We start from the raw sequence: 26965 nt of genomic DNA on the forward strand, positions 1-26965 counted from the left end.
AGACGACTATCGTATATGTGTTAATTTTTTAGCATCCACCTCCCACTCCGCCGCAGCCATGCAAAGAACCGCCCTGCGCCTGCTCTCCCTCCTCGCGGCTGCGACCTTCGCGCCACCCGCGGCGGGCCAGACCGCGCGCGGCCTGCCGGCGCCGCCGGTCGCCCGCGTGATCGCCCGGACGGACACCATGCACGGCGACGTGCGGGTGGACAACTACTTCTGGCTGCGCGAGCGCCAGAACCCGGAGGTCATCCGGTACCTGGAGGCGGAGAACCGCTACACCGACACGGCGATGGCGCCCACGCGGCGGCTGCAGGAAACGCTGTTCCAGGAGATCATGGGCCGCACCCGGCAGACGGACACCAACGTGCCCGACCGCATGGGCCCGTACCTGTACTACTCGCGCACGGAAGAGGGAAAGCAGTACCCCATCTTCGCGCGGCGGCGGGGGAGCATGGAGGCGCCCGAGGAGGTGCTGCTGGACGCCAACCAGATGGCGGAGGGAAAGCGCTTCTTCAGCCTGGGCGGGTTCGAGGTGAGTCCCGACCACGGGATGCTGGCGTTTTCGGTCGACACCACCGGCTCCGAGCGGTTCACGCTGATGGTGAAGGACCTGCGCACGGGGCGGGTGGACCCGGAGCACGTGGACAGCGTGTACTCGGGGCTGGCCTGGGCGGCGGACAACCGAACGCTGTTCTACACCAAGACCGACTCGGCGCACCGGCCCGACCGCGTGTTCCGCCACACGGTGGGCACCCCCGCCGCGCGGGACCAGCTGGTGTTCCACGACCCGGACGTGCTGTTTCGCGTGGGCGTGTACCGCACCCGGGACAACGCGTACGTGGTGATCGCCAGCGGCGGCTTCACCACCTCGGATGCGCGGGTGGTGCCGGCGGACCGGCCCGGCGAGCCGTTCCGGCTGGTGGCGCCGCGGGAAAAAGACGTGCTGTACACGGTGGAGCACCAGGAGGGGCGCTTCGTCATCCGCACCAACGCGGACGGCGCCAACAACTTCAAGCTGGTGACGGCGCCGGAGTCCGATCCCTCCCGCGCCAACTGGCGCGAGCTGGTGCCGGAGCGCCCGACGGTGCTGCTGGCCACCTTCGACGTGTTTCGCGACTACCTGGTGCTGTACGAGCGCACGGACGCGCTGCGGCAGATCCGGGTGCGCGACATCCGCGGCGGCGGCGAGCACGTGATCGCGTTCGACGAGCCGGTCTACACGGCGGCGCCAGGAAGCAACCCGGAATACGACACGCGCACGCTGCGCTTTGGCTACCAGTCGATGGTGACGCCGTACTCGGTGTACGACTACGACATGGCCACCCGCCGACGCGAGCTGCGCAAGCAGACCGAGGTGCTGGGCGGGTACGATCCGTCGCTGTACGCCACCGAGCGCACCTGGGCGCGCGCCGCCGACGGGGCCATGGTGCCGGTGTCGCTGGTGTACAAAAAGCCGCTGGTGCGCGACGGCTCGCGCCCCCTGCTGCTGTACGCGTACGGCTCGTACGGCACCAGCACCGACCCCACCTTCTCCACGGCCAACCTGAGCCTGCTGGACCGCGGGGTGGTGTTCGCCATCGCCCACGTGCGCGGCGGGCAGGAGATGGGGCGCGCCTGGTACGACCAGGGCAAGATGCTCAACAAGCGCAACACGTTCAGCGACTTCATCGCGGCGGCGGAGCACCTGGTGGCCCAGCGGTACACGTCCAGCCAGCGGCTGGCCATCCGCGGCGTGAGCGCCGGCGGTCTGCTGATGGGCGCGGTGGTGAACATGCGCCCCGACCTGTTCAGGGTCGTCGTCGCCGACGTGCCGTTCGTGGACGTGATCAACACCATGGCCGACGCCAGCATTCCGCTGACCACGGGCGAGTGGGAGCAGTGGGGCAACCCGGCCAACGAGGCGGAGTACCGCTACCTGCTCTCGTACTCGCCGTACGAAAACGTGGAGCGCAAGGCGTACCCCGTCATGCTGGTGACGGCCGGCCTGAACGACCCGCGCGTGCCGTACTGGGAGCCGGCCAAGTGGGTGGCGCGGCTGCGGACGATGAAGACGGACGACAACCTGCTGCTGCTGCGCACCAACATGGGCGCCGGCCACGGCGGCTCGTCCGGCCGCTACGACGCGGTGCGCGAGACGGCGTTCCGGTATGCGTTCATCCTGCACCATCTGGGCGTGGAGAGGTAGGGACAGGGGACAGGGGACAGGGGACAGGGGACAGCAGGAACCCGGTTCCCGCACCCTCCATCGGTACGACGCAGACGGGCGCACGGAAGATTCCGTGCGCCCGTCGAGCTATGTCCGCAGATCCTCTCCGGCCGGGTGGCGCAAACACTCGATCGGCCAGGGTCCGGCAAACATTTCCACCATGACCACATTCTTCCGGACGCAGCGTGACCTGATCCTGATCCCTCCACTGGGAATGCCCGTTCGGGTCGCGGAGAACTGCTGCTTGGCTGTGGCATGCGTCTTGTACTGACACGTACTGTATCCGACTGGATTTGGCCGCCACGATCCCCTGCGGTGGTCACTCCGGACCCGGCCGCACCCTTCCGCCCGTCTCTCCCTGTCCCGCCGAGACACAGCGGATCCCCAGGTTAAAACGCTGCATCTACACGCCGCGCGCAGTTCCGCGGCCGATTTCAGGGTTTGTGGTCCCCGGGGCGGCCTTCTCCTTGGTGACTACTGCAATCCGCCATAAAGAGCGTAACACGCGGCGTCTCACGTGGCACCAGAACGCGCCCGTGGTGCACCATTGTTGTTCAACCGCCCGTGCACAGGTCGCGGGCACCCCCGGGGAGATGGCTCCCCACACACTCCCATCATGTGGAGACGACGGATGCGCAGACTTACGGTACTCGGTTTGGGTGCGGCCGCGCTGGCGGCGGTGGGCACGATGGCGGCGTGCGAGCGGATCGCCGGCGGCGTGTCGGCGCCGGAGGGCATCTCCATGGCCGCCTCGCAGGACCTGGTGGGCACGCCGGACCTGGTGGTGGACACCCGCACCATCGCCAGCTCGTGGGTGGTTCGCGAGGAAGACTTCCTTGCAGGCCAGTGCGGCGTGGAAGAGGGCAACATCCCCACCGGCACGCACCGCTCGCTGCGCTTTTCGGTGCTGATCAACAACCTGGGCGACGCCGACCTGTACGTGGGCGATCCGCTTGCGCACATGGACCCCAACGGCGACGGCGACTTCGCCGACCAGGACGGGCTGTTCGAGTTCGCCAGCTGCCACGCGCACTTCCACTTCCGCAACTACGCCACGTACGAGATCATCCGCGTGAACGCGGACGGCTCGCTGGGCGGCTCGGTGCAGGCCCGCAAGCGCGGCTTCTGCATGCTCGACACGACGCCCTGGGCGCAGGACGGCACCGCCCCCAAGGCGCGCTACTACACCAACTGCGGCAACCTGACCATCCACGGCAACCAGGGGATCAGCACCGGGTTTGGCGACATGTACGTCAAGCAGCTTCCGGGGCAGCTGTTCCTGTTGAGCGACCCCAACGAGCCGGTGCCGCCCGGGCGCTACGTCATCCGCATCACGGCCAACCCGCCCTTCGCGCAGAAGAAGGGTGAAGTGTGCCCCGTGAAGGACTCGCAGGGCCTCTGCCACATGTTCCGCGAGCAGCGCTACGACAACAACGTCGGCGAGGTGGTGATCGAGGTGCCGAACCGCGTCGGCCGCACGGGCTACGGGCCGGGCGCCGGGCAGTTCAAGGAGGAGCTGGACGCCTATCACCACCCCGAGGCGCACGGCAACCACTGAGCGGTTCCGTTCACGGCAGCAGCCGCAAAAACGAAGGGGCGGGGAGCGATCCCCGCCCCTTTCGTCGTTCCGGGGGGAGGCTGGATCCTGCTGGCTCCAGCAACGGATCATTCGCATCCAGAAGAGGAAGAAGGATGGCTTTCTCTGCTTCCGCTGCGTGATGCCGGCCCCGGAAAATACAGCGTCTGGCCACATGCCGCTCGCGACCATGGACGGGGGCGGATGGTCCTCAAGATCGCGCATCAAGGTGGTGCGTTCGGCCTGGGTCCGTGCGTCTCGGAGATCCATCGTGTGATCCGCATCCTCCCTCCTAAATCTAGCCGCGGGCTTTAGCCCGTGGCGCCGGCGGCGCGGTACGGAGCCGGCGATCATCCCCATCACCCCATCACCCCCTCACCCGTTCACCGAATCGGGATCCAGTACGTCGCCTTGAGCGCCAGAAAGTTCTCCCCGCGCGCACTCAGCGAGTCGAACAGGTCCCCGGGGCCCAGGCGGCTCCAGCGGGGCGCGTCGCGGCCGCGGTTCTGCTGCCAGACCACGAAGAGCGTGCTCCCCGGCCGCCACTCCCACCGCAGCACGGCGTTGCTGCGGAACGAGCGCACGTCGAAGTCGCGGTTGTCCAGCGTGAACGCGGCCGCCCCGTCCGTCACCCGCCGCGCGCCCGTCTCCGGGTCCGCCGTGATCGTGGTTCCCTCCCGCCCGTACGTGCGCAGGTGGCGGCTGCGCGCGGCCCGCAGCTCGCCGAAGTCATGGAAGCGGCCGCTGCTGGCGAAGGGCTCGGCGTACGTCTCCAGCGTCAGGTCCGGCGAAAGGGCGTAGTTCAGGCGGATCTGCGCGGCCACCTCGTTCAGCTCCACGTGCGCGAACACGTAGCGCCGGCCGAACGTCGACGCCGGCCCGCCCTCCAGCTCCTGCACGTACTGCCGCGCGGTGACGCCGCGCGCCCAGGCGGGCTGCAGCGAGAGTTCCCAGCGCGGGCCGGGGCGGAACGACAGGTCGCCGGCCACCTCCATCCCCCATCCCCCCAGCTCGTCGTGCTCCAGGGCCGCGTCCACGCTCCAGCGGGTGCGGTTGGCGGGGTTCCCCGACAGCTCGGCCTCGGCCTGCCAGGCGGCGCCGGTGCCCATCAGCGGGCCGCCGCGGGTAAGGTCGTCGCTCAGGCCGCGGGCGATGTGGTAGAGCGACGCCTCGAAGCCCCAGTAGTTGCGCAGCTGGCCCCACGTCCACGTCCCCACCGCGAACTGGTTGCGCACGCCGTCGAAGTTCCACTGCGCCTCGGGATAGAGGCCGATGTTGAAGCTGCGGAACAGCCGCCCCGGCTCCGTACGGCGGTAGCGCAGGTTGGCGGAGAGGTAGCGGTTGTCGGCGGATCCCTGCTGGCCCACGTCGTTCAATTCAAGCCCGGGGCGCTGCTCGCTGTAGTCCACGTCCCACAGCCACCGGCCGCTCATCTTGCTGTGGGCCACGGCCAGCATCAGCCCGCCCAGCGAGGTGCGCGACGGGTCCACCCGCACGTGCCCCGCGTCGGGCCGCTGAAAATAGCGGCGGGGCGAGCGCTGCAGGCGCAGGATGGCCAGCGAGTCGCCGGTGACGTGGCTGTAGCCGGCGTAGGCGGCCAGGTCGTACTGCCCGCCGTTCCAGCGCAGCCGCCCGTCCACCAGGCCGGTGACGGCCTGCTCGGGAACCAGCGCCAGCAGCGGGCTGTCCCCGTCCAGGTCGCGCCGCACGCCGGTCAGGCTGGCGGCCAGCGTGGAGCGGTCGCGCCCGAACTCCTGCTGCGCCGTCACCACGCCGTACGCCGCCGGGGGCGCCACCTCCGCGCGCCCAAAGCCGCGGGTGGCGGTGTCGAAGGTGGCCGCGTTCTCCCGTGCCGTTACGGCCGCCAGCGCGCCCACGCTGAGCCCCGTACGGGTGCGGCCGGTGAGCTTGGCGGCGCCCAGGATGGTGGTGTTGTCGATGCGCTCGGCGTAGTCCGCCCCCGCCTGCCCCGGCGGCGGCGCGCCGATGCGCCGCGAGTAGAACAGGCCGCGGCTGCCCAGCAGCGACGTCCCTTCCACGAAAAAGGGGCGGCGCTCGGAAAAGAAGGTTTCGAACTGCGACAGGTTCACCTCCGCCGGGTCCGCCTCCACCTGCCCGAAGTCGGGGTTGATGGTGGCCTCCAGGGTAAAGCTGGGCCCCAGCCCCATCTTCAGGTCGCCGCCCACGCGCATCCCGGCCTCGCGGTCCGCCACGAAGGGGTCGCGCGGGTCTTCCGGCTGCGCCAGTCGCCCCTCCGCCGCCACGTACGGCACCAGCTCCATCCGCCGCGACGGCCGCAGCGCGCCCAGCCCCGCCAGCTCGCCCATCCGCGAAGACCAGCCGGTGACGTTGCGGCCCACCAGCTGCCAGTACGCCACCTCGTTCCGCGCGGGGACGCGGCGGACCACGTTTACGCCCCACACCTGCTCCGGCGCGCCCGTAAAGCGCAGCTGGGACAGGGGGATGCGCATCTCCGCCGTCCAGCCGGCGGAGTCCACGCGCGCCTCCGCCTGCCACACGGGATCGAACGAGTAGCTGCGGCTGTCCTCGCTGTCGGAGGGATGGTAGTAGTCGATGCGCGTCCCCGCCGCGCTGACGGCAAAGGTGTAGGCGGTGCGGCGGTCGTGATACGTGTCCAGCGAGACGGCCAGCTGCTCGGCGTCGCCCTCGCGGTCGCGGCGGGCCAGCTGCGCGCGCACGTCGCCGGGCGCGGCGCCGTGCATCCGCGCGCCCACGTACAGGCTGCCTCCGTCCACCAGAAAGGCGATCTCCGTGGCGCCGGCGGGCTGCCCGCCCTCCACGGGCTCGCGCGTGGTGAAGTCGCGGTTCCACGCCGCCTGCCGCCACACCGCCTCGTCCAGCCGACCGTCGACCGCCGGCGCGGCGGCGTCTATGCGGGTGGCGCGGAGCTGCGCCTGCGGAGCGGGTGCGGACGGCGCCTGCGCGGCGGCGGGAAGCGCGATGCAGAGAGCGAGGAAGAGGCCCGCAAGGCGGCTGCGATGGTCGGGTGCTTCGGTCATGGGACGCATCCGGGTAGAGCGGGGGCCATGAGGCCACCGCCGGTGTCGGTTCGACAGGATTTTTGGATACGGGAGGTCCGCGGAGCGGAGGTCAGCCGCCGTCGTTCAGGCGGCTGGCTCCACGGTCAGGGTTCGGGATCGTCTGGATCGACGGAGATCTCGTGGTCTGCGTCCGCATGGGCGGCGGCGTCGGCCTGGACGGTGGCCGCGGCCTGGATGGAGGCTTCGTCGATGGCCTCGATCCCGTCGGGTTTGGGATCAGGATCCACTTCGATCTCACCCAGGGCTTCGGCCGCGGCCTGCCTGACGCTGGCGGAGCGGCCTTCGATGGCTACGCCGCGCAGGATGGCGGCGGAGCGCGGGTGCCGCATCGCCGCGATCGCCTCTACCGCCGCGCGGCGGGCGTCGTCGGAGCCGTCGCGCTGCACGGCGGTCAGCAGCGCGTCCAGCGCGTCGTCGGTGGGATGGCGGACCAGGGCCTGCGCCGCCGCGCTGCGGACGCCGTTGCTGCCGTCGCGGCCCAGCACGGCGGCCAGGTACGGCACCATCGCGTCCCCCTGGTGCACGCCGATGGCCTCGGTCAGGCTCTCGCGCAGGTCGGGGTCGCGCAGGCCGTCCGCCAGCCGCCGCAGCTGCGCGAAGCTCTCGCCCCCCTCCGCGCCGCCCAGCCAGAGCACGGGCTTCTGGCCGAACTCAAACCCCGCGGCGCTGCGGCCGGCCACGCGCTCCACCACACCGTCGCGCGCCACGCGAAAGATCATCACCAGGTCCTCCTCCGGCGCGCCCACCACCTGGTTCACGGCCGCGCGCCCCAGCTCGCCAATCCCGAAGTCGCCGCTGTCCGCCACCCAGGTGTGGCCCGGCCGCATCTGCGCGGGGACGGAGTAGGCGATCCACGCGTGCTCCACCCCCCGCCGCCCGATCTTGGCCACGGCCCACTCCCAGCGGCGCGCCAGGGGCTCGGCGGGGCGGGGATGACGGATGATCCCCTCCTGCGCGTCCGCCTGGATGCGCCCGGCGCCATCCACCTGCGCTTCGACCTGCCCAGCGCCCGAAGACGCCACCGCGGGCGCCGCGACGGCCACGGCCAGCACCAGCGCCGCCGCGCCGGCCGCGCGCGGGAGGCCGCTTGCCTCGCTGCTTCCGCCGCGCCACGTGGTCAGCCGCTGCACGCGCTGCACGAGCGGAGAGCCGCCTTCCGCCATCGCCATGGTGCCGGCGGGAATGGGCGAGCGGCCGGGCGCCACCCACGACGCCACCGCGGCCAGGCAGCGCGCCAGCCCCAGCGGCGAGCCGGTCTGCCGCGCGGCCCACTCGTCGCACAGGAACTCGGCGGATTCGCGCAGGCGCAGGCGCGCCAGGCGGTTGAGCGGCTGAAAGAAGAAGACGGCCTCGATCATCCCCACCGCGAAGTGCCACGCGGGATCGCGCCGCGCCAGGTGCGCCAGTTCGTGCGCCAGGGCGCTGCGCTGCTCCTCCGGATCCAGGTCCGTCAGAAAGCGCGGCGGGACGCAGATTTCACCCCGGCCCAGCGCCAGCGGTGTGGGCGCGGCATCGCACACCGTCAGGCGGACGGAGCGCCAGATCCCCGCGTTGCGCCGCAGCCCCGCCATCATCCCCAGCACCTGCTCGTCCGCCACCGCATGCCGGCCGCGCAGCATCCCCCGCAGCCGCTGTTGACGCCATGCGATGCGCACGATCAACAGCGCCGCGATCACCGCCCACAGCGCGACGGCGAGATCCACGAGCGGCGCGATGGAGAGCGAAAGCGTGGAATCGGTATGGGTGGAGGATTCGGTTTCCGCCGCCGCGGGTGTGCCTGGGGTGGCGGCTTGGGTGGATGCGATCGATGCGGATCGTGGCTCCTGCTTGTCGATCGCGGGCAGCGGCTGCGTGGGCGTCGCGGGAGCCTCGGCCGGCAGCGAGGCGGTGATCTCCACCGCGTCCTGCAGCCGCCACGTGCCGACCGGCGGGCGGTAGCCGGAGACGGACTGCGCGGTCGCCGTCACCAGCCCGCCGACGAGCGCCGCCTTCCACAGCGTCTCGCGCCACGCCTCTCCGCGGACGCGACGGGCGAGCAGCGCCGTGGCGCAGAGCAGCAGGGTGCTGTGCAGCGCGTAGGTCAGCAGCCACGCCGCCGCGCGCAGGGCCAGGTCGCTCATTCCGCACCTCCCTTCAGCTCGGCTTCGCGCTGCTGGATCATCTTGCGAAGCCGGGCCAGGTCGTCGGCCTCCACCTCGCTCTCGTGCAGCAGGTGGCTCACCATCGCGGTGACGTCGCCCTCGAACAGCCGGCCAAAGAGCCCCGACACCTCGGCCACGACCGAGCGGCGCACCTGGCCTTCGCTGACCAGCGCGCGGTACAGGTACTGGCGCCCGTCCTGGCGGTGCGTGACCAGGTTCTTCTTCTCCATCCGCGCCAGCAGCGTGGCCACCGTACTCTGTGCGATCTTGCGCTCCGCGCGCAGGGCGTCGTGCAGGTCGAGCACGCTGGCCTCGCCCCGCTCCCACATCACCTTCATCAACGCGAGCTGAAGCTCGGTCAGCGAATAGCTCATCACGCCCCGCACGGTCGGAGGATCGGCTTCCTTCTACATCCATAGAATACAGGTGTAGAATTCAGGCGCAAGGGTTTTGATTCAGGGCGGGTCGTCAGGCTTGTCGAGAGCGAGTGAACTCGCCGCAACGACTGCGGGAAGCCCCGCAAACTGCGCGGGGCTGTGTCGGAGGGCTCGGAGCGTCGCCGGACCGGGTGGACGCGAGGGGCATGGGGCGCGTTGCCGCCGGGCTCATCCCCGGGCGGGTGAACCCGCGGCTGGAAAAGCGGGAAGCCCCGCAAACTACGCGGGGCTGTGGGCGCGAGCTCTCCACGCGCACCAGCCCTCGCGTAACCGCGGGAGCCGCCAATCCGCGAAGGCGGATTTCGTGTGGTTGTTGCAGCGAATTCATTCGCCCTTGCCAGCCCTTGCCAGCCCTTGCCGCGGACGCAGAAAAGCCCCGGACTTCGCCTGAAGTCCGGGGCCTGCTCGTGTGGATCGACCGTAGCGGCTCAGTGGGGCGAGCAGCCGCAGTCGGGCCCGCAGTTCTTGCCGCCCTTGCCGGTGGTGGCGCGGGCGGAGAGCAGCGTGCGGCGAAAGCGGTTGCCGATGAACAGCGCCGCCGCGAGCACGATCAGAAATACGATCAGCGTCTGGATGTCCATCCCGCTATTCCCTGTTCCCTGCGGTTCATCCCCACCCCAGCGCCCGCCCGCCCTGGTACACCAGCAGCGCGGACCCGTACGCCAGCGCCAGCATCCACCCGAACTGGAACGCCGCCCAGCGCACGCCCGCCCATCCGCCGCCCGTCTCGCGGACGACGACGGCGATGGTGCTCATGCACATCATCGCGTAGACGTAGAACACCATCAGCCCCACCGCCACCAGCGGCGTGTAGACGATGGCGCCGCTGGACCCGTGCCGCTCGTTGCGCAGCTTTTCGCGCAGCGTGCTCGATCCCTCGTCCGCGTCGCTGCCCACGCCGTAGATGGTGCCCATGGTGCTGACGAACACCTCGCGCGCGGCGAACGAGCTCAGGATCCCCACGCCGATCTTCCAGTCGTACCCCAGCGGGCGCACCAGCGGCTCCACCGCGTGGCCCATCCGCCCGAGCGTGCTGTTGGCCAGCTGCGCCTCCTGCGCCTGCTGGTCGCTGAGCCCCGCCGCCGGCTCCGTCTTGGGATAGGTCGCCAGCGCCCACAGCACGATGCTGAGCGCCAGGATCACCGTCCCCGCCTTCTTGAGGAACATGCTGGCCCGGTGCCCCACCGACAGCGCCAGGCTGCGCGGGCGCGGCAGGCGGTACGGCGGAAGCTCCATGATCATGGGCCGCGCCTGTCCCTTCAGGAGCGTCCGCTTGAAGATGGACGCCACCACCAGCGCCGTCACCGTTCCCAGCAGGTACATCGCCAGCAGCGTGATCCCCTGCAGGTTCCACACGCCGCCCACGGCGATGGGCGGAATGAAGGTGCCGATGAGCAGGGTGTAGATGGGGATGCGCGCCGAGCAGCTCATCAGCGGCAGCACCATGATGGTGGCGACGCGGTCCTTGCGGCTCTCGATGGTCCGCGTCGCCATGATGCCGGGGACGGCGCATGCGTAGCCGGAAAGGAGCGGGATGAAGGAGCGGCCGTGCAGCCCCACGCTTCTCATGAAGCGGTCCATGATGAACGCGGCCCGCGCCATGTATCCCGTGTCCTCCAGGATGCCGATGAACAGGAACAGGATGGCGATCTGCGGCAGGAACACGAGCACCGAGCCCACGCCGCCGATCACCCCGTCGACGATCAGGCTCTGCAGGTCGCCCTCGGGGATGGCCGAGGCCACCGCGCCGCCCAGCGCGCCGAAGATCCCCTCCACCGCGCCGATCAGCGGCTCCGCCCAGGCAAAGATGGACTGGAAGACAATCGCCATCAGCGCCACGAAGATCAGCGGCCCGCCGATGCGGTGCAGGACGACGGCGTCCACGCGGTCGGTGATGGTCTTTGCCCCCGTGCCGGCGCGGTGCACCGTCCGATCCACCACGTCCGCGATCCACCCGTAGCGCGACTCCGCCTCCAGGCTGATCGGCGACAGCCCCGCGGCCTCCACCTGCGCCCGGGCGGCGGTGACCGCCGGCTCCAGGCCGGGGACGCCCTGCAGGTGCCGGCCCACCTCGCGCACGGCCAGCAGGCGCAGCGCCTCCATCCCCGCGGCGGACGGGTTGAAGCCCGCCTCCGTCAGCCGCTGCTCCACCGGGCGCATGGCGGCCACGGCTTCCGCCGGCAGCGCGAACTGGCGCGCGGGGCGGGGAAGGGCGGGCGCCTTGCGGATGGCGGACTTCAGCACGTCCAGCCCCTCGCCGCGCATCGCGACGGTGGGGACCACGGGCGCGCCCAGCTCCAGCGTAAGCTCCACCGCGTCGATGCGGATGCCGGCCGCCTCGGCCGCGTCCACCTGGTTGAGCGCGATCACCGTCGGCAGCCCCAGCTCCAGCACCTGCGAGGCCAGGAACAGGTTGCGCTCCAGGTTGGCCGCGTCGGCCACGACGACGACCACGTCCGGCTTGTCGATGCCGGGGGCGTGGCCGGTGAGCACGGCCAGCGCGATCTCCTCGTCGGGGGACGACGCGGAGAGCGAGTAGGTGCCGGGCAGGTCGATGAGGGTGACGAGGGCGTCGCCGTCGCGGTAGCGTCCCTCGACGCGCTCGACGGTGACGCCCGAATAGTTGCCCACGCGCTGGCGCATGCCGGTCAGCGCGTTGAAGAGCGTGCTCTTGCCCGTGTTGGGATTGCCGATCAGCGCCACATGCAGCACACCCCCGCCGCGCGCAGCTTCCGCGGGCGAGGGTGCCGGGGGCGCGGAGATCGTTCCGGCCTCTTCCATCAGCACTCGTGATTACTCCACTTCGATGTGCTCCGCCTCCGCGCGGCGCAGCGTGAGCATGAACCCGCGGACCTTTACCTCCAGCGGGTCGCCCATGGGGGCCCGGCGCACCACTTCCACCGTGATGCCGCGCATCAGCCCCATCTCCATCAGCCGGCGGGCCGCTTCGGCGTCGCCCGCCACCGTGACCACCTTGCCGCGGTCGCCCGGGGCAAGCTCCGACAGCTTTCTCACCCGGCCAGCGGCAGCACCCGGATGGTGCGCGCCAGCGCCTGCCCCAGCGCCAGGCGCGCGCCCTTTACCTCCAGCAGCATGCCGTTGCGCGAGTCGATCACCTGCACGCAGCTCCCCTCGAACAACCCCATGCCGCGCAGGCGGTGGGCGTCGTCCATGGGGCAGTCCATGCGCAGCACGGCCGCGCGGGCTCCCGTGGCGCACGCGGCCAGCGGGCACTCGGCGCAGCGCGCGGGTGCGGCAGGAGCCTTCTTGGCGAACAGGCGCTTCAGCATCTGGTGTGCGGCTGCGCTACGGGCTGCGGGTGAGAATCAGTTTCAACGAGGGATGAAGATACCGAAGTGTTTGCGCCAAGGCAAGTACAGCGCGGGAGCGTGAGAGTGTCCGTCGCCGGCGGATCATCGCGGGCAGATTCCGGCCCCGCCTGTCGCCACGGGCTAAAGCCCGCGGCTACAAATGCCATAAGCCCCGCCCTGGGCGCGCTGCGCTTGCCCGGCGGGGCTTCACCCCCATGGGCGCTGCGCGCAAACGGTGGTGGGCCGACGCGCCCGCGCATGCCGCTCGCGCCGGGCGCGGCCCACGCGAGCAGGTGAAGCCCCGTTTTGTGAGGAACGAGCAAAGACGGGGCTTATGGCCCTCCTGGCCGCGGGCTTCAGCCCGTGGCGGAGGTCCGTGGCGGCGGCCGGGAGCGTCAACGTCGGGGTGGGAGGTTCCAGACCGCGGTGTCGGGAGGAAAGCCGTACCCCGCGGCGCGATCGTGCTCCTGGCGCTGTTTGGGCGACAGCAGCCGGCGAACTTCCATGATGGTGAACCCGCCGATCATCATGTCGTCCTCCACGACGACCCAGTCCGTCACGTCGGACGGCGACACCCACACCCGGTCGCCCGCCGCCACGCCGCGCAGGCGGACCGGGACGCTGCTCAGGGTGCCCCGGTAACGGCCGTTCTCCAGCGTCACGCCGGTAACCCACATGTGCTCCCGGATACCGACCTCCTCGAAGGTAACCCGCAGGTCGGCCACAACCTCGCCGCGCGCCGCACGGGGGAGATAGCGGTTGAACACGTCCAGCGTAGCGCGCGCCCGTTCGCTGGCTTCCGCCATCCTGGGCTGGTTGCGCGGCAGGTGATACGCGGGCGGCGAGCCGCTGTCCGCTTTGCGGATCACCTGCTGCGCCTGGCCCGGCGCGGCGGCAAGGAGCAGCGGGACCAGCACCAGGCTGCACATCAAACGAGACGGTCGCATTCTCCCCTCCGGAATCGTGGTCTACAGATATTGCCTCGAACGGGGCTCTGTTTTCACAACGCGCCACCGCTCGCGATGCGCACACACGCCGTCTCGTCGCTGCGGCCCTCCCGCCTTGACCCGTTTCGCCGCATCGGTGTACGATGCGCACACCCGGAAACGTCCGTGCGAAAGAGCCACTCACGCACTCACGCACTACCGCACTCACGCACTTTTCTTCGCACTTGCAGTCCTCCACCGCCTCCGACGCGCTCCGCCTCACCGGCACGCTCGTCTCGCAGTACTTCCGCTTCGGCTGCGACCGGCAGCTGCGCTGGCAGATGGTGCCGCGCGGCCTGCGGGGCGCCGACGTGCCCGCGCCCAACGCCGATCCGTCCGCGGGGCCGCTGGTGGGTGTGCGGCCGGGGATGGGGCTGCTGACGCAGGCGGGGCGCCGGTTCGAGCGCAACGCGCTGGCCGCCCTGGTCCGCTACTACGGCGAGGGTCGCGTCATCGGCGCGGGGCGCGACGAGCACGGGGACGCGGCGCGGCTGCCGTACGAGGCGGTGGTACGGGCGCTGCGCGATCCGGGTGAGGCGCTGTGGATGATCCAGCCGGAGCTGCGCATCCCCGATCCCGCGGCGTTCGCGGCGCGCTTCGGGCTGGACGAAGGGGTGCGGATCGCGCCCGCGCAGCCGGACCTCATCCGCATCGGGCGCGACCGGCGGGGGCGGCTGATGCTTGGCGTGGCGGACGTGAAGTGGAGCCGCGAGGCCACGGTGCAGCACTACGCGCAGGTGGCGTTCTATACCGTGCTGCTGGAGGAGATCTGCCGCGCGGAGGGGATCGAGGGCGTGGTGGAGACGCGCTGGGGGTGGCTGTGGACGCGCGGCTCGCGGGGCCCGAAGCGCTTTCCGCTGGCCGCCTATCGCCATCACGTCGAGGAGTTCCTGCGCACGGACCTGCCCCGCGCCGCCTCCGCCGCGCCCGCGGAGGCCGCGTGGCACCTGCGCCCGCGCTGCACCAGCTGCGCGTTCTTCCATCACTGCCGCGCGGAGGCCGACCGCACGGACGACCTGGCGCGCGTCGTGGGACTGACGCCGCTGGCCAAGCGCGAGCTGCTGGGGCGCGGCATCCGCTCCGTGCGCGAGCTGCGCAAGGCGGAGTTCAAGCGCGGCGTCTACGAAGGGTGCCACGCGCTGGAATCCGCCGAGACCACGCTGAAGAAGCGCGTGCAGGCGCTGGACTACGGCAAGATCAAGGAAGGCGAAAAGCAGAGCTTTCGTATGGGCGCCGGCGAGTCCATCCGCGTGCTGCTGACGGCGGAAGGCGACCCGGTGAGCGGGACGGTGTTCGCGCTGGGGCTCAAGGTGGAGCGGATGAGCGGGCGCGGCGTCACCGAGGTCTTTCTCTCGGAGGACGGGACGGAAGAGGCGGAGCGGGAGATGCTGACGCGCTTCCTTCTGCGCGCGGGGAGCGTGGTCTACGCGGCGGAAGAGGCGTCGCGCGCCGCGGGCGACGGGCGGCGCGGGCAGAAGCCGGTGCACGCCTTTGTCTGGGACCGGGGCGAGGCGGAGCTGCTGCGCGACTGCCTGCAGCGCCACCTGGGCGACCCCGGCACCCAGCCGGGGATCGCGGGCGTGGCGCGCCTCCTCTTTCCCGCCGGCGACGCGGGCGGCTCGCCGCCGGGGACGGTGGTGCTGGACGTGGTCAGCGAGCTGTTCGCGCTGCCCATTCCCTACGCGTGGGACCTGGCGTCCGTATCCGCCGAGCTGCAGCCGTCGGAGGGTGCCGCCGTGCATGCGCCGCGCGCGGACTACGGCTGGCCGCTCAGCAGCCAGGTGGCGTACGAGCGCATCCACAACGTGTGGCGCGACCGTCCGTACCGCGCGGGCGGCGTGGAACAGTCGCCGGCGGAGGTGCGCCAGGCGATCGAGCGGGCGGTGGGGTCCAAGCTGGCGGCGATGGATTCCGTCATCCGCGCCATCCGCGAGGCCGCGGCCCGGCGGCGCGACCCCGTGCTGCGCATGGAGGCGGCGTTCGCGGCCGCGGCGGACGGCTCCGGCGACGCCATCCCCCATGCGGCGCTGGAAAAGCTGCGGCTGTTCACCCTGGCCGAGGCGGCGGAAGAGGCCGTCGCCATCCGCCAGCTGCACGCGCTCCCCACCGCGGACCGGGCGCGCCGCTTCGAATCCATCAGCGGGCTGAACAAGGTGGAGGTGCTCCCCAACGGCCACGCGGTGTTCGAGTTCGACGAGGCGTGCCGCGAGGCCAAGTTCCGCCCGGGCGACTTTACCCTGCTGCTGACCAACGACGACGGCCACACGCTGGGCGAGACGGACAGCCGGGCGTGGCTGCGCCGCAAGCTGATGGTGGAGCTGATCGACTACGACCTGGCCGCCCATCCGCCGCGCGTCACCCTGGCGTCGGACTACGCGTGGGAAACGCTGGAGAAGGGGAAGCTGAACGGCCGCCCCATCCTGGACCTGGACCGCGTCTGCGTGGTGGACCGTGCCTCGGTCGATTTCACCACCCGGCGCGTCGTCGGCACCCTGCGCGCGCTGGCGGGCGGGGCGGGGGAGTCGGACTTCGTGCTGTCCGTCCTGGGCGGCGCGGTGCCGGATGGATGGCGCACGCCGCTGGACGCGGACGCCGGCTGGGCGGACACGGTCGGCGCGGCGGAGGCGCGTCTCGGGCGGCCGGTGCTGAACGCGGAGCAGGCGGAGGCGTGGCGGGGTGCGTTCGAGCGCGCCGTGTCGGTGATCTGGGGGCCGCCGGGGACCGGGAAGACGTACCTGCTGGCGTGGCAGCTTCTCGGCCTGGCCGCGGCGGCGAAGCGGGAGGGGCGGCCGCTGCGCATCCTGGTGAGCGCGGCCACGCACCGCGCCATCGTCAACGTGCTCGTCCGCATCGCGCGGGAGCTGCAGGCGGCGGGGATCGAATCGCCGCTGCGCGCGTTCAAGCTGGCGGGGCGGGGGAGCGAGGCGGACGCGGACCTGGCGGGGATGGACGTGGAGGTGATCCGCGACGCCGATCTCCCGGCCGCGCTCGCCGCGTCGGACGCGGACGGCGTGCCGGTCGTCGTGGGCAGCACCGTCTGGTCGCTGTGGAAGCAGATGCGGGCGATGAACGGCGCCGCGGACGAGGAAGAGGCCGGCCCCGACCTTCCCATCCGCCCCCTGTTCGACGTGGTGGTGATCGACGAGGCGTCGCAGATGAAGGTGCCCGACGCGCTGGTCGCGCTTTCGTCGATCCGCCGCGGCGGCCGGGTGATCCTGGCGGGCGACGACCGGCAGCTCGCGCCCATCCTGCACGGCCGCTATCCGCGCGAGGACACGCTCTTCGGCAGCGCGTTCAGCCACTTCGCCGAGCGCTTTGGCCGCTTTGCGCTGCGCGAGAGCCGGCGGATGAACCGCGCGCTGGTCCGCTGGCCGCGCCGGCTGTTCTATCCCGGCTTCGTGTCGATGGACCCGCACCGCCGGCTGGCCCTGGCGCCGGACGCGGTGGACCTTTCCGATCCGCTGGACGCGCTGCTGTGGGACGCGTTCCTGCGCCCGGACGAGGCGGTGGTGTTCTGCACCTACGAGGGGTACCGCTCCACCGCGCGCAACGTGCTGGAGGCGTCGCTGGTGGGGCGCATCGCGCGGCTGGCGCGGGCGGGGATGACGGATCCGGCCACGGGGGAGCGCTACACGGCCGAGGCGTTCCGCTCGCACGGGCTCGCCGTCATCTCGCCGCACCGCGCGCAGAACAGCGCCATCCTGGGCGAGCTGGTGGCTGGCGGCTGGCCGCGCGAGGAGCTGCCGGTGGTGGACACGGTGGAGCGGATGCAGGGGAACGAGCGCGAGCTGATCCTGGTCTCATACGGCGTGGCGGACCGCGAGTATGCGGAGCGCGAGGCGGAGTTCCTGCTGAACCCCAACCGGTTCAACGTGTCCATCACCCGCCCCCGCTCCAAGCTCATTGTCTTCATGAGCGAGGACGTGCTGCGCACCGTGCCGCAGGACGAGGAGGTGATGACGCACTCCACCGCGATCAAGGGCTACCCCGCCCACTTCGCGAGCCCGCCGCGCGAGATCGAGTTGACCGCGCCGGATGGAACGGCGGTGCGGCTGCGCGTGCGGACGGGGCGGGTGTGATCAGGTGGCGGACTTCGCCTCGCGCTCCTGGATGATCCCGGCGATTGCCCGCAGCGCGCGATTCACGGAGTCCGAGTCCGGAAACATGGCGGCCACGTCCGCGTCCAGGCGGACCAGGTTTGTCCCCGCGGCGTAGCGTGCCGCATACTTCCCGCGGACTCCGCCCTTCAGGCTGTACTCGGGCAGAATCTCGTCGTCGGGGATGTTGCTCGGGTCGTTCATCTCAGGCTCAGTGTGTTGAAGAAACAGCGCAGCCGCTTGACTTCCTGAGGGAGGCGCCGCGCCTGATTCGCTGCTACGAAGGCAGCTTGGCGCCGACCGAAGGACCTGGCCGGCATTACGAATGGGCTGGATCGCAACTCATTCTCTGGCCCTGTCGCGTCCGAGAGTAGATCCTTCGGTCGCGCGCAATCGATTGTGTATCTTCCGGGTCTCCGTGTGCGCTCCCTCAGGAAGTCAGGCGCTTGGGTCAGGACCTCGAAAAACCTCAACACTCTCTCAGGCTCAGCTACCTTCGTCATCGTCCCGGCGTTCCCGCGAAGTCATGAGCCGAGCGCTGATGATGCGGATCGATTGTGTCAGCGCGCACCCACGGTTCGTCCGCGGCAGCTGGTCCGGCGGCCGTTCGTGGGCTCGGGGACGGCGAGGTGGATGCAGGTTACGGCGGCGGAGTCCGGTGCGGTGTGCATGTAGTTGTCTGCGTAGAGCGGCGTCATGGGCGCCTCGCCGCCGCACACGGTGTAGCCGAAGACGCGGTCTACCGGGAGCAGAATGACGAACCGCTCCCGGTGCCGGATGGCCGGGAACGCGAATCGGCCCGCCGCGTCGGTGGCGGTGCGCAGGCTGGCACGGGCGCACGTAGAGTCGCCGTACTCCACGGACACGGCCAGCGGCGCGCCGGCCACGGGCCTGCCGTCCTCGTGCCGGTAGCTGCCGGCGATGGCGGGGGCGTGGGTGACGGTGTGCGCGATGGGCAGGCACGCCGCGCAGAGCAGCGCGCCGGCACTCGCCATCAGGAGAGGTGCGCGAGAGATCCGTCTGCGTCGCTCGATCATGGGTATGCAGGGCGGAGGGTGGGGCAAACGTAGGTCGTGGATGCGACGCCCGCGGAACGAACCGGGTTGAACGGTGCCGCGAGGCACGCGTGTGGGCTGCGGGTGCGGACGGGACAGGCTGATTCAGGCGGCGGACTTCGCCGCGCGCTCCCTCGATGATCCCGGCGATCGCCCGCAACGCGCGGCTCACGGAGTCGTGGAGGTGGAGTTGATCGTTGGAGGGAGAATGAGTAGCTTGGATGCCGGCATCGAACAACTGGAGGGCACATGGCCAACGTGAACGGCGCGGGAAAAAACTCGAAGAACGATTCCAAGGCCTCGCCGGCGGCGCCGAAGAACGCCCGGGTGGTCAAGAGCTCCGCGAAAACGGGGACGGTTTCGCGAAGTGCGGCCCGCTCCGCGGCAAAGGCGATCAACAAGCAATCTTGAGTTACGGTTACAGATTCGGCAGCTGAGACGACCTCTTGGGGAAGACGGGCTACTTCGAGCAGGTCTTCATCAACTGTCCCTTCGACGGCGAATACCGGCCCATGTTCGAGGCGCTGGTATTCGCCGTTCACGATTGTGGGTTCGTAGCACGCTGCGCGCTGGAACTGGAAGATGCCAGCCAGGTCAGGATCGACAAGATCCAGAGCATCATCGGCGCGTGCGGGCTCGGCATCCACGACATCTCGCGAACTGAACTCGACGACACCTGGCAACTGCCCCGCTTCAATATGCCGCTGGAGCTTGGCTTATTTCTGGGAGCCAAGAAGTATGGTACAGGGGAACAACGGAAGAAGCTGGCCCTGATCCTGGACCGTGAGCCGTTTCGATATCAGAAATACTGCTCCGACATCGCTGGTCAGGACATCCGATCGCACGGGGGAGACCCGCTGGAGATGGTGAAGATCGTGCGCAACTGGCTGCGCAATGCCTCTGCCGCTTCGGGCGTCCTGATCCCCAGCGGGGCGGTGATGGTTGAGCGATACGAGCGGTTTCAGCGCGAGCTTCCGCTGCTGTGCGACACGCTGCGCCTGGATCGCGAAGACCTGATCTTCAACGACTTCACCACCCTCGCCGCCGAGTGGCTCAAAGTGAACAGCTGGTGACGGATGAGACACTGCTGACTGTGACGAGCGCGCGGTAGCGATGGCGAATCCGTTCTCCAATCGAAAGAAGGTGCGCGGGTGGAAGCGGCGCATCCGGCAGCTGGAGCAGTTCCGCCGGGCGTACCGTGAGCTGGACGTGGAGGCGCTGCGGCACGGACGCGGTGTTCGCTACGTAAAGATCTGGCTCGATCCGTGGAGCCGGCTGGTGCCGCGAAATCCGCCGTACTGGTACCGGCGGCGCATCGTGGCGGCGTTCGTCGACATCCTGGGCGCGTGGCGCGAGCGGCTGGAGGCGGCGGGCGAGCCGTACTACCTGGAGCTCTGGCTGTTTCATCCGGACTTTCACGACACGCAGGTCGTGGCCGCGATGGGCGAGTCCATCGACTACTACCGCACCCTGTTCGAGACGGCCGAGGGCGCCGCCGCGCATCCACCCGCGGAGTACCGGGACCCGGCGTACGATCTTTCCGGCTTTCGGTGGCGGACCGGCCAGGTGATCGACGCCGAGCTGGCAAGCACGTACGACAACGACTTCCAGGCGCTGGCGAAGCTGGTTCCCACGGCGGACCGCATTCGGCAGACCGCGGACGGCGACACGCTCCTGATCTTTCATCGGGGCCTGGTCTGGCTCGGCTCTCTCCCTTCGCAACTCAATCCCGGGTCCGCGGACCCGGTTCGCGATCCATGACCGCTGATCGAAACACCCCCGTCTGGGACGACGGCAGCTGGCGCGGACTCCCGCGTCTGGAATCCGACGTGTCGGCGGACGTGTGCGTGGTGGGGCTGGGCGGCTCGGGGCTCACCTGCGTGGGCGAGCTGCTGCGGCTGGGCGTCTCCGTTGTCGGCATCGACGCGGGGGCGGTGGCGGGGGGCGCGGCGGGGCGCAACGGCGGGTTCCTGCTGGCGGGCAGCTACGACTTCTACCATGACTCGGTGGCGCGCCACGGCCACCACCGCGCGCGCCGCATCTACCGGCTCACGATGGACGAGGTGGCGCGCATCGCCGCGGAAACGCCGGAGGCGGTGCGGATCACCGGATCGCTGCGCATCGCCGACTCGGACGAGGAGCTGGAGGACTGCCGCCACCACCTCGCGGCGCTGATGGCGGACGACCTGCCGGCGGAGTGGTACGACGGGCCCGAGGGGCGCGGGGTGCTGCTGCCCACGGACGGCGCCTTCAACCCGCTGCTGCGCTGCCGCATCCTGGCGCACCGCGCCCTGGAGGCGGGCGCGCGGCTGTACGAGCACACCCCCGCGCTCGACGTCCGCACCGGCGAGGTGCGCACGCCGGGCGGCACCATCCGCTGCCGGCAGGTGATCGTGGCCGTGGACGGGCGGCTGGAGGCGATCCTTCCCGAGCTGGACGGCCGCATTCGCACCGCCCGCCTGCAGATGCTGGCCACCGCGCCCACCGACGAGGTGCGCCTGCCGCGGCCCGTGTACGCGCGCTGGGGCTATGAGTACTGGCAGCAGCTTCCGGACGGCCGCATTGCGCTGGGCGGCTTTCGCGACGCGGGCGGCGAGAGCCAGTGGACGCACCAGGGCGAGCCGTGCGAGCCTGTGCAGGACCGGCTGGAGCGCTTTCTCCGCGAGCGCATCGGCGTGCGGGCGCCGGTGACGCACCGCTGGGCCGCGTGCGTCGCCTTTACGCCCACCGGCCTGCCGCTGCTGGAGGAGGTGCGCCCCGGCGTCTGGGCCGCAGGCGGCTACAGCGGCACCGGCAACGTCATCGGCGCCCTGTGCGGGCGCGCGGCCGCGCAGCTGGCGGTGGAGGGCGCGTCGGCGCTGGGCGACGTGTTTGCGTCGGCGCCGGTATCCGCCTGAGAACGTGTTTAAGGATCAGCCTGGCCGTTTTGACTTCCTGAGAGGGTGTTGCCAAACCTCCTCGCGTGATTGACTTCCTGAGGGAGGCGCCGCCCCGCAACTCGCTTGTACACTGCACCTGGCGCCGACCGAAGGACCTCGCCAGCAGAACGACGGGGCTGGTCTCGTGCCCTGATCTGGCCCCTGCACCACCGAGACGAGGTCCTTCGGTCGCGCGCAATCCGAAGTGTGACTTCTGGTCGGACGTGATGCGCTCCCTCAGGAAGTCACCGCTTCGTTATGGATTCGAGGTTTGGCGACACCCTCCAAGGGAGCGGCCTCGGCCAAGGCGGAGAGCAAGGCGTGCCGCAGGCCTGCTGACGCGGGTCCATGGGGCCGCCGCTGCTCCGGGCGAGCAGCCACGGCGCACCGCTCCTCAGGGGATAAAACTTGCGTTGTCCGCGCGAGTCGTGCATGTTTGGGTCTCCATCCCGCCGGGATCCATCCACCGTCCGCATTTCCCTTCGATGAACGCACCCGCACTCCGCGCCCGCTCCGTGGGCGAGATCCTGGACCTGGGCTTTCAGCTGTACCGCAGCCGCTGGACCCAGATGGCCACCGCTACGGGCCTGCTGGTGTGCCCACTGCTGCTGCTGGAGGCCGTGGCGCCGCTGGGCGCGCTTCCGATGCTGGAGCAGCTGGGCAACCTGTTCTTTCTGGCCGCCAGCGCCGCCGTGGTGGTGATTGCGTCCGAGGCGTACATGGGCCGCGAGATCACCGCCCTGGACGCGGTGCGCGCCGTGGGCCGCAGGTTCTTCTCGGTCTGGGGCGCCGCCATCATCCAGGGCCTCCTGATCTTTTTTGGCCTGCTGCTGCTGATCGTACCGGGGATCATCGCCGCCGCGTGGACCTTTGCCATGCAGCAGGCGGTGATGGTCGAGGGCTGTACCGCGGGCGACGCGTTCGAGCGCTCCAAGTCGCTTTCCAGTGACCAGTTCAAGCACATCCTGGTCACCGGCGTGCTGGTGCTGGCCATCGTGGTGTTCGCCATGCTGGGCTTCGGGATGCTGATGGCCCTTGCCGTGACGGACGTACGGCAGTCCACGCTGCTGGTGAACGTGGCGCTGATCGCCGTCAATCCGTTGGCCGCGGTGGTGGGGACGGTGCTGTACTACGACCTGCGCATCCGCAAGGAAGCGTTCGACGTGAGCGTGGCCACCGATCGTCTGGAGCAGGTGCCGGCCGCTGCGGTGCCGGCGCTGTAACGCGCGTCACGGTGGATGTGGGCGGGGGCGTGCCGGCCGGCGCGCCCCCGCTTTCGTTTCTCCGCATCCACATCAAACCGATTCCGGCGGATGGGGTACAGAGGGATGCGGGGCGCGGATGCATTCGGTCACGCGTGCCGATGGTGACCTGTACCGGGGAGGGAGATGGCGATGGGGACGTCCGCCGAGCAGGATTTCGACAGGCTCGAAAAGCCGCACGATGCGTGGCGCGGGGTGGTGCCGCCCGAGAGCTACCACGTGCTGTTCGAAGAGGGAACCGAACGCGCGGGGACCAGCCCGCTGAACCAGGAGAAGCGCGAGGGTACCTTCGTCTGCGCCGCGTGCAACCTGCCGCTGTTCCGGTCCGACACCAAGTACGAGAGCGGTACCGGCTGGCCCAGCTTCTACGACTTCATCCCCGGCCACCTGGAAACGAAGCGTGACTTCCGGATGATCTGGCCGCGCACCGAATACCACTGCGCGCGCTGTGGCGGGCACCAGGGGCACGTTTTCAACGACGGCCCGCAACCCACCGGCCAGCGCTACTGCAACAACGGCGTGGCCCTGCGCTTCGTTCCCGACGGCGAGCCGCTGCCCGCGCTGCGCGACTGAAAAACCAGAGGACCTCACGCGGAGGACGCGGAGGAACGGGAGAGAGGACGCAGAGACGAATTCTCCGCGTCCTCTCTCGTTTACCCTGCGTGAGGCGTTCCGTCTTGGATCGTCGACACCCCCGTTACGCACGCCGGACTTGTGGATCAGGGGCTTTGGCTAGAAATTGGAAGAGAAGCTTCCAAATGTTGACGGAGGGCTTCCACAGCCCGGCAGGTGCGTGCCACTGGAGGAGAGAATGCGCAAGATCAACACGGGTGAGTTCCGCCGCGCCACGCGTTCTACCCCTCGGGAGATCAACCGCAAGATCGTGCTGAACCTGGTGCGCGAGCACGAGCCGCTTTCCCGGGCAGACCTCGCGCGGCGGATGCACGTGGGGCGGGGGATGATCACCCAGCTGGTGGAAGGCCTGATCGCCGACGGCGTGCTGCTGGAGGGCGCCGTCGCCAACGCGCCGCGCGGGCGCAAGCCCACCCTGCTGCACGTGCGCACCCGCGACCAGTTCGCCATCGCCGTGGACGTGCGCTTCAGCCACACCTGCGTGGCGCTGACGGACCTGGACGGGCGCCAGGTGGCCATGGAATCGTTTCCCACCCAGCTGTTGCCCGACGCGCTGGTCTCGGAGCTCGTCGTCCGCGTAAAGCGCCTGCTGCGCGACCACGCGGTGGCGAACTGCGAGGGGATCGGCATCGTGTTCCCGGGGATGATCCACCGCCGCACCGGGCAGATCCTGAACTCGCCGCAGCTGGGGTGGCGCAACGTGGAGATTCGCGAAGCGCTGCAGGCGGGGACGGGGCTGCGCGTCTTCATCGAGAACGCCCCCACCGCCTGCGCCCTGGCCCACATGTGGCTGCCCCCCTTTGGCGGGGGCGAGCCGGACAACTTCGTCTACGTCACCGTGTCGGACGGGGTGGGCGTGGGGGTGGTGGAGGACGGCGAGGTGTTTCGCGGCCACGGCGACACCGCCGGCGAGTTTGGCCACCTGCCGCTTTCGCTGGACGGGCCGCGCTGCATGTGCGGGCTGCGCGGGTGCCTGGAGGCGTACACCAGCAACGTGGCGACGCTGGCGCGCTACTTTGGCGTGGACCCGTGGGAGCCGGAAAGCCGCGAGCGGCTGCGGCAGAGCGGGTTCACCATGGAAGACCTGATCGCCCGCGTGCGCGCCGGGGACGAGGGCGCGCGCAGGGCGGTGCTGGAGACGGGGCACTACTTGGGGATCGGGCTGGCGGGGATCGTGACGGCGCTGAGCCCGGCGCGCATCATCGTGGGCGGCGAGATCACCGCCGCGTGGGACCTGATTGGCCCGGTGGTGGCGGAGCGCGTCCGCGAGCGCACGCTGACGGCCGCCGCCGCCGCCACGCCGGTGGTCGCCGTGCCCCAGGGCGGCACGCCGCGCCTGGCCGGCGCCACGGCGCTGCTGGTGGCGCGCAAGTTCGCCGCGCCCAAGGTGGCGTAAGGCGCGGTGCCCCCGCTCGCCCCGCGCGCCGCGGGGGGGCAAGATGGTGGCGGCGGATGGGTGGCTGGAGCCGCATCCGCGGCCGCGGCGTGCTCCGGGAGGGCGTGCCGCCGCGGAGGGAGGCGGCGGTGCGCTTTCTCCCCGGATTCCGGGTGGAGGTCCGCGTCTCCCTGCCCCCGCACGACCCGTCGCCCCGGCTCGTTCCATCCCCCGGCCCCGAGCCGATCCGGAAGCGGGTCACAGCGTCTCCTCGCCGTTTTCGATTCGCTCTTTTTGTGCTGATTAGGAGTAGGTTTAGAACCAGCCTTGATTCGCGCCCAAACAGAGGAATTTGTGAGTAACGGCGGGAGATGTAGCCACGTTCGTAAGGTTTGCGTGTCCGCGTGTCACGTGTAAAAAAGACACGCTTAACGACTCTATTGACGTACCTGGAAACCGCGATAAAGTTGAAGATAGCCCCGTACGCACGCCGTACGGAGGCTGCCTCCTTCCCATCCCCACCCGGAACGGTCCCATGACACACCTGCGCACCAGAGTCCTCGCGGCAGCCCTCCTCACCCTGGGCCTCGCCGCCTGCGGCGACGAGCTCACCAGTCCGGGCACCGCCCCCGCGCGTGCCCCCAACGCCCCGCACCTGCTCCTGATGGGCGGCGCGTCGGGGCAGGACTCGTTCGCCGTCAACTCGCTCTCCAGCTACACCATCTACAACAACCCCGGCGCCTGGTCGGTTTCGGGCGGACACCTGCGCGCCGACTCCACGGCGGTGCAGAGCGTGGTGATCCGCAACAACATCAGCTTCAGCGACGGCTACATCGAGACGTTTGCCGACTCGGTGGTGGACGGCGGGCTGGTGATGCGCTTTCAGAGCGCCGGCAACTACTACCTGCTGGCCATCCGCGACGACTCGCGGTACTCCCACGCCAACATCGAGATGTACAAGGTGGTGAGCGGCGTGTTCACGCGCCTGGGCACGCGGCAGGACATCAGCTGGCCGCAGGGCGTGACCAAGAACGTGCGCTTCGAGGCCGAAGGCACCACCCTTACCGCCATGGTGGATACCGTGGTGGTGCTGCAGGTGACCGACAACACCTACACCACCGCCGGCGGCGTGGGCGTGCGGCACGACAACACGCACGGCTACTCCGGCGTGCGCGGCCGCTTCGACCTGATCAAGTGGTACAACGCGCCGTTCCAGGACACGTTCGGCGGCAACACGCTGGGCAGCTACACCATCTACAACACCACCGGCGCGTGGTCGATCTCCAACGGCTTCCTGCGCGCCGACACCAGCGCGCGGCAGAGCGTGGTCATCCGCAACGGCGTAACCTTTACCAAGGGCTACGTGCAGACCACGGTCGACTCCATCCGTGACGGCGGTCTGGTGCTGCGCTTTCAGAGCAGCGGCAACTACTACCTGCTCGCCATTCGCGACGACTCGCTCTTCGGGTACGCCAACCTGGAGATCTACAAGGCGGTCAACGGCGCGTTCACCAGCCTCTCCGGCCAGATCGACGTGAACTTTCCCGCCGGCAGCGAGCACGAGATCAGCTTTGGCGCCAACGGCAACGTGCTGAAGGCCTACTACGACGGCACGGTGGTGGCCACGGTGACCGACAACACCTACAGCTCGGGCGGCATCGGCCTGCGGGCCGACAACACCCGCGCCTGGAACAACGTCCACTCGCGGTTCGACAACTTCCTCTGGCTGCTGGAGTAGTGCCGGAGCCTGAAAAAGAATAGGCGTACAGAGGAACAGAGTCAGACAGAGAAAGCGAGCCGAAATATCGTCTTGCTTCCTCTGTCTGACTCGGTTCCTCTGTACTCATGAGATGTTGTTTTCGCGTGCGATCGCCCGGCCGGCGGTGGAGCACGGCCGCAAAAT

General features: G+C 70.0%; 21 protein-coding genes. 11 read left to right on the forward strand and 10 right to left on the reverse strand.

The window, feature by feature from the left end; genetic code table 11:
* Positions 1–58 precede the first annotated feature (58 nt).
* Positions 59–2188, forward strand: a complete 2130-nt coding sequence (locus VGC13_RS20065) for a S9 family peptidase (RefSeq protein ID WP_331127070.1) — start codon at positions 59–61, stop codon at positions 2186–2188.
* Positions 2189–2840: 652 nt separating this feature from the next.
* Positions 2841–3767, forward strand: a complete 927-nt coding sequence (locus VGC13_RS20070) for a lysyl oxidase family protein (RefSeq protein ID WP_331127071.1) — start codon at positions 2841–2843, stop codon at positions 3765–3767.
* A 401-nt stretch (positions 3768–4168) separates the two neighbouring features.
* Here the strand turns inward: VGC13_RS20070 and VGC13_RS20075 are convergent, their stop codons facing one another.
* The 8 genes from VGC13_RS20075 to VGC13_RS20110 all read right to left on the reverse strand — a co-directional run bounded on the left by VGC13_RS20075 (position 4169) and on the right by VGC13_RS20110 (position 13683).
* A complete protein-coding gene (locus VGC13_RS20075) occupies positions 4169–6805 on the reverse strand; it encodes a DUF5916 domain-containing protein (RefSeq protein ID WP_331127072.1) in 2637 nt (878 codons plus the stop codon).
* 125 nt (positions 6806–6930) lie between these two features.
* The gene (locus tag VGC13_RS20080; protein ID WP_331127073.1) at positions 6931–8967 is read right to left on the reverse strand and encodes a M56 family metallopeptidase; all 2037 of its coding nucleotides are present in this window, start codon (positions 8965–8967) and stop codon (positions 6931–6933) included.
* Positions 8964–9362 (reverse strand): BlaI/MecI/CopY family transcriptional regulator, encoded by a 399-nt coding sequence (locus VGC13_RS20085; RefSeq protein WP_331127074.1) that lies wholly within the window; start codon positions 9360–9362, stop codon positions 8964–8966. Before VGC13_RS20085 ends, VGC13_RS20080 begins: the two co-directional genes overlap by 4 nt.
* Before the next feature lie 491 nt (positions 9363–9853).
* Positions 9854–10006 (reverse strand): FeoB-associated Cys-rich membrane protein, encoded by a 153-nt coding sequence (locus tag VGC13_RS20090; protein WP_331127075.1) that lies wholly within the window; start codon positions 10004–10006, stop codon positions 9854–9856.
* Between the two features lie 25 nt (positions 10007–10031).
* On the reverse strand, positions 10032–12206 hold the full coding sequence (feoB, locus tag VGC13_RS20095; RefSeq protein WP_331127076.1) for a ferrous iron transport protein B: 2175 nt from the start codon (positions 12204–12206) through the stop codon (positions 10032–10034).
* A gap of 12 nt (positions 12207–12218) precedes the next feature.
* The gene (locus VGC13_RS20100) at positions 12219–12440 is read right to left on the reverse strand and encodes a FeoA family protein (protein ID WP_331127077.1); all 222 of its coding nucleotides are present in this window, start codon (positions 12438–12440) and stop codon (positions 12219–12221) included.
* The gene (locus tag VGC13_RS20105; protein WP_331127078.1) at positions 12437–12715 is read right to left on the reverse strand and encodes a FeoA family protein; all 279 of its coding nucleotides are present in this window, start codon (positions 12713–12715) and stop codon (positions 12437–12439) included. Before VGC13_RS20105 ends, VGC13_RS20100 begins: the two co-directional genes overlap by 4 nt.
* 416 nt (positions 12716–13131) lie before the next feature.
* Entirely contained in the window at positions 13132–13683 is a 552-nt protein-coding gene (locus VGC13_RS20110) for a DUF2314 domain-containing protein (RefSeq protein ID WP_331127079.1), read from the reverse strand.
* 224 nt (positions 13684–13907) lie between these two features.
* Between VGC13_RS20110 and VGC13_RS20115 the strand changes: the two genes are divergently transcribed.
* Positions 13908–17801: a bifunctional RecB family nuclease/DEAD/DEAH box helicase gene (locus tag VGC13_RS20115; protein WP_331127080.1), complete on the forward strand. Its 3894-nt coding sequence runs from the start codon at positions 13908–13910 to the stop codon at positions 17799–17801.
* Here VGC13_RS20115 and VGC13_RS20120 read toward each other — a convergent pair whose 3' ends face one another.
* On the reverse strand, positions 17802–18023 hold the full coding sequence (locus VGC13_RS20120) for a hypothetical protein (RefSeq protein ID WP_331127081.1): 222 nt from the start codon (positions 18021–18023) through the stop codon (positions 17802–17804).
* A 356-nt stretch (positions 18024–18379) separates the two neighbouring features.
* Complete coding sequence (locus VGC13_RS20125; protein ID WP_331127082.1) at positions 18380–18814, reverse strand: hypothetical protein; 435 nt, start codon at positions 18812–18814, stop codon at positions 18380–18382.
* A gap of 309 nt (positions 18815–19123) precedes the next feature.
* Between VGC13_RS20125 and VGC13_RS20130 the strand changes: the two genes are divergently transcribed.
* The 8 genes from VGC13_RS20130 (at position 19124) to VGC13_RS20165 (ending at position 26800) form a co-directional block, all read left to right on the forward strand.
* The gene (locus VGC13_RS20130; protein WP_331127083.1) at positions 19124–19285 is read left to right on the forward strand and encodes a hypothetical protein; all 162 of its coding nucleotides are present in this window, start codon (positions 19124–19126) and stop codon (positions 19283–19285) included.
* 35 nt (positions 19286–19320) lie between these two features.
* Positions 19321–19947 (forward strand): hypothetical protein, encoded by a 627-nt coding sequence (locus VGC13_RS20135; protein WP_331127084.1) that lies wholly within the window; start codon positions 19321–19323, stop codon positions 19945–19947.
* 40 nt (positions 19948–19987) lie between these two features.
* Entirely contained in the window at positions 19988–20635 is a 648-nt protein-coding gene (locus VGC13_RS20140; protein WP_331127085.1) for a hypothetical protein, read from the forward strand.
* Positions 20632–21771, forward strand: a complete 1140-nt coding sequence (locus tag VGC13_RS20145) for an FAD-binding oxidoreductase (protein WP_331127086.1) — start codon at positions 20632–20634, stop codon at positions 21769–21771. Before VGC13_RS20140 ends, VGC13_RS20145 begins: the two co-directional genes overlap by 4 nt.
* 506 nt (positions 21772–22277) lie before the next feature.
* Entirely contained in the window at positions 22278–23015 is a 738-nt protein-coding gene (locus VGC13_RS20150; RefSeq protein ID WP_331127087.1) for a hypothetical protein, read from the forward strand.
* A 165-nt stretch (positions 23016–23180) separates the two neighbouring features.
* Positions 23181–23627, forward strand: coding sequence for a peptide-methionine (R)-S-oxide reductase MsrB (msrB, locus tag VGC13_RS20155; protein ID WP_331127088.1), 447 nt, complete (start codon positions 23181–23183; stop codon positions 23625–23627).
* Positions 23628–23865: 238 nt separating this feature from the next.
* Positions 23866–25083: an ROK family protein gene (locus tag VGC13_RS20160; protein ID WP_331127089.1), complete on the forward strand. Its 1218-nt coding sequence runs from the start codon at positions 23866–23868 to the stop codon at positions 25081–25083.
* Positions 25084–25597: 514 nt separating this feature from the next.
* Positions 25598–26800 carry a hypothetical protein gene (locus VGC13_RS20165; RefSeq protein ID WP_331127090.1) on the forward strand — a complete coding sequence of 401 codons (1203 nt, stop codon included), beginning with the start codon at positions 25598–25600 and terminating at the stop codon, positions 26798–26800.
* Positions 26801–26965 lie beyond the last annotated feature (165 nt).

It is taken from the genome of Longimicrobium sp., assembly GCF_036399255.1.
Taxonomy (GTDB): Bacteria; Gemmatimonadota; Gemmatimonadetes; order Longimicrobiales; family Longimicrobiaceae; genus Longimicrobium.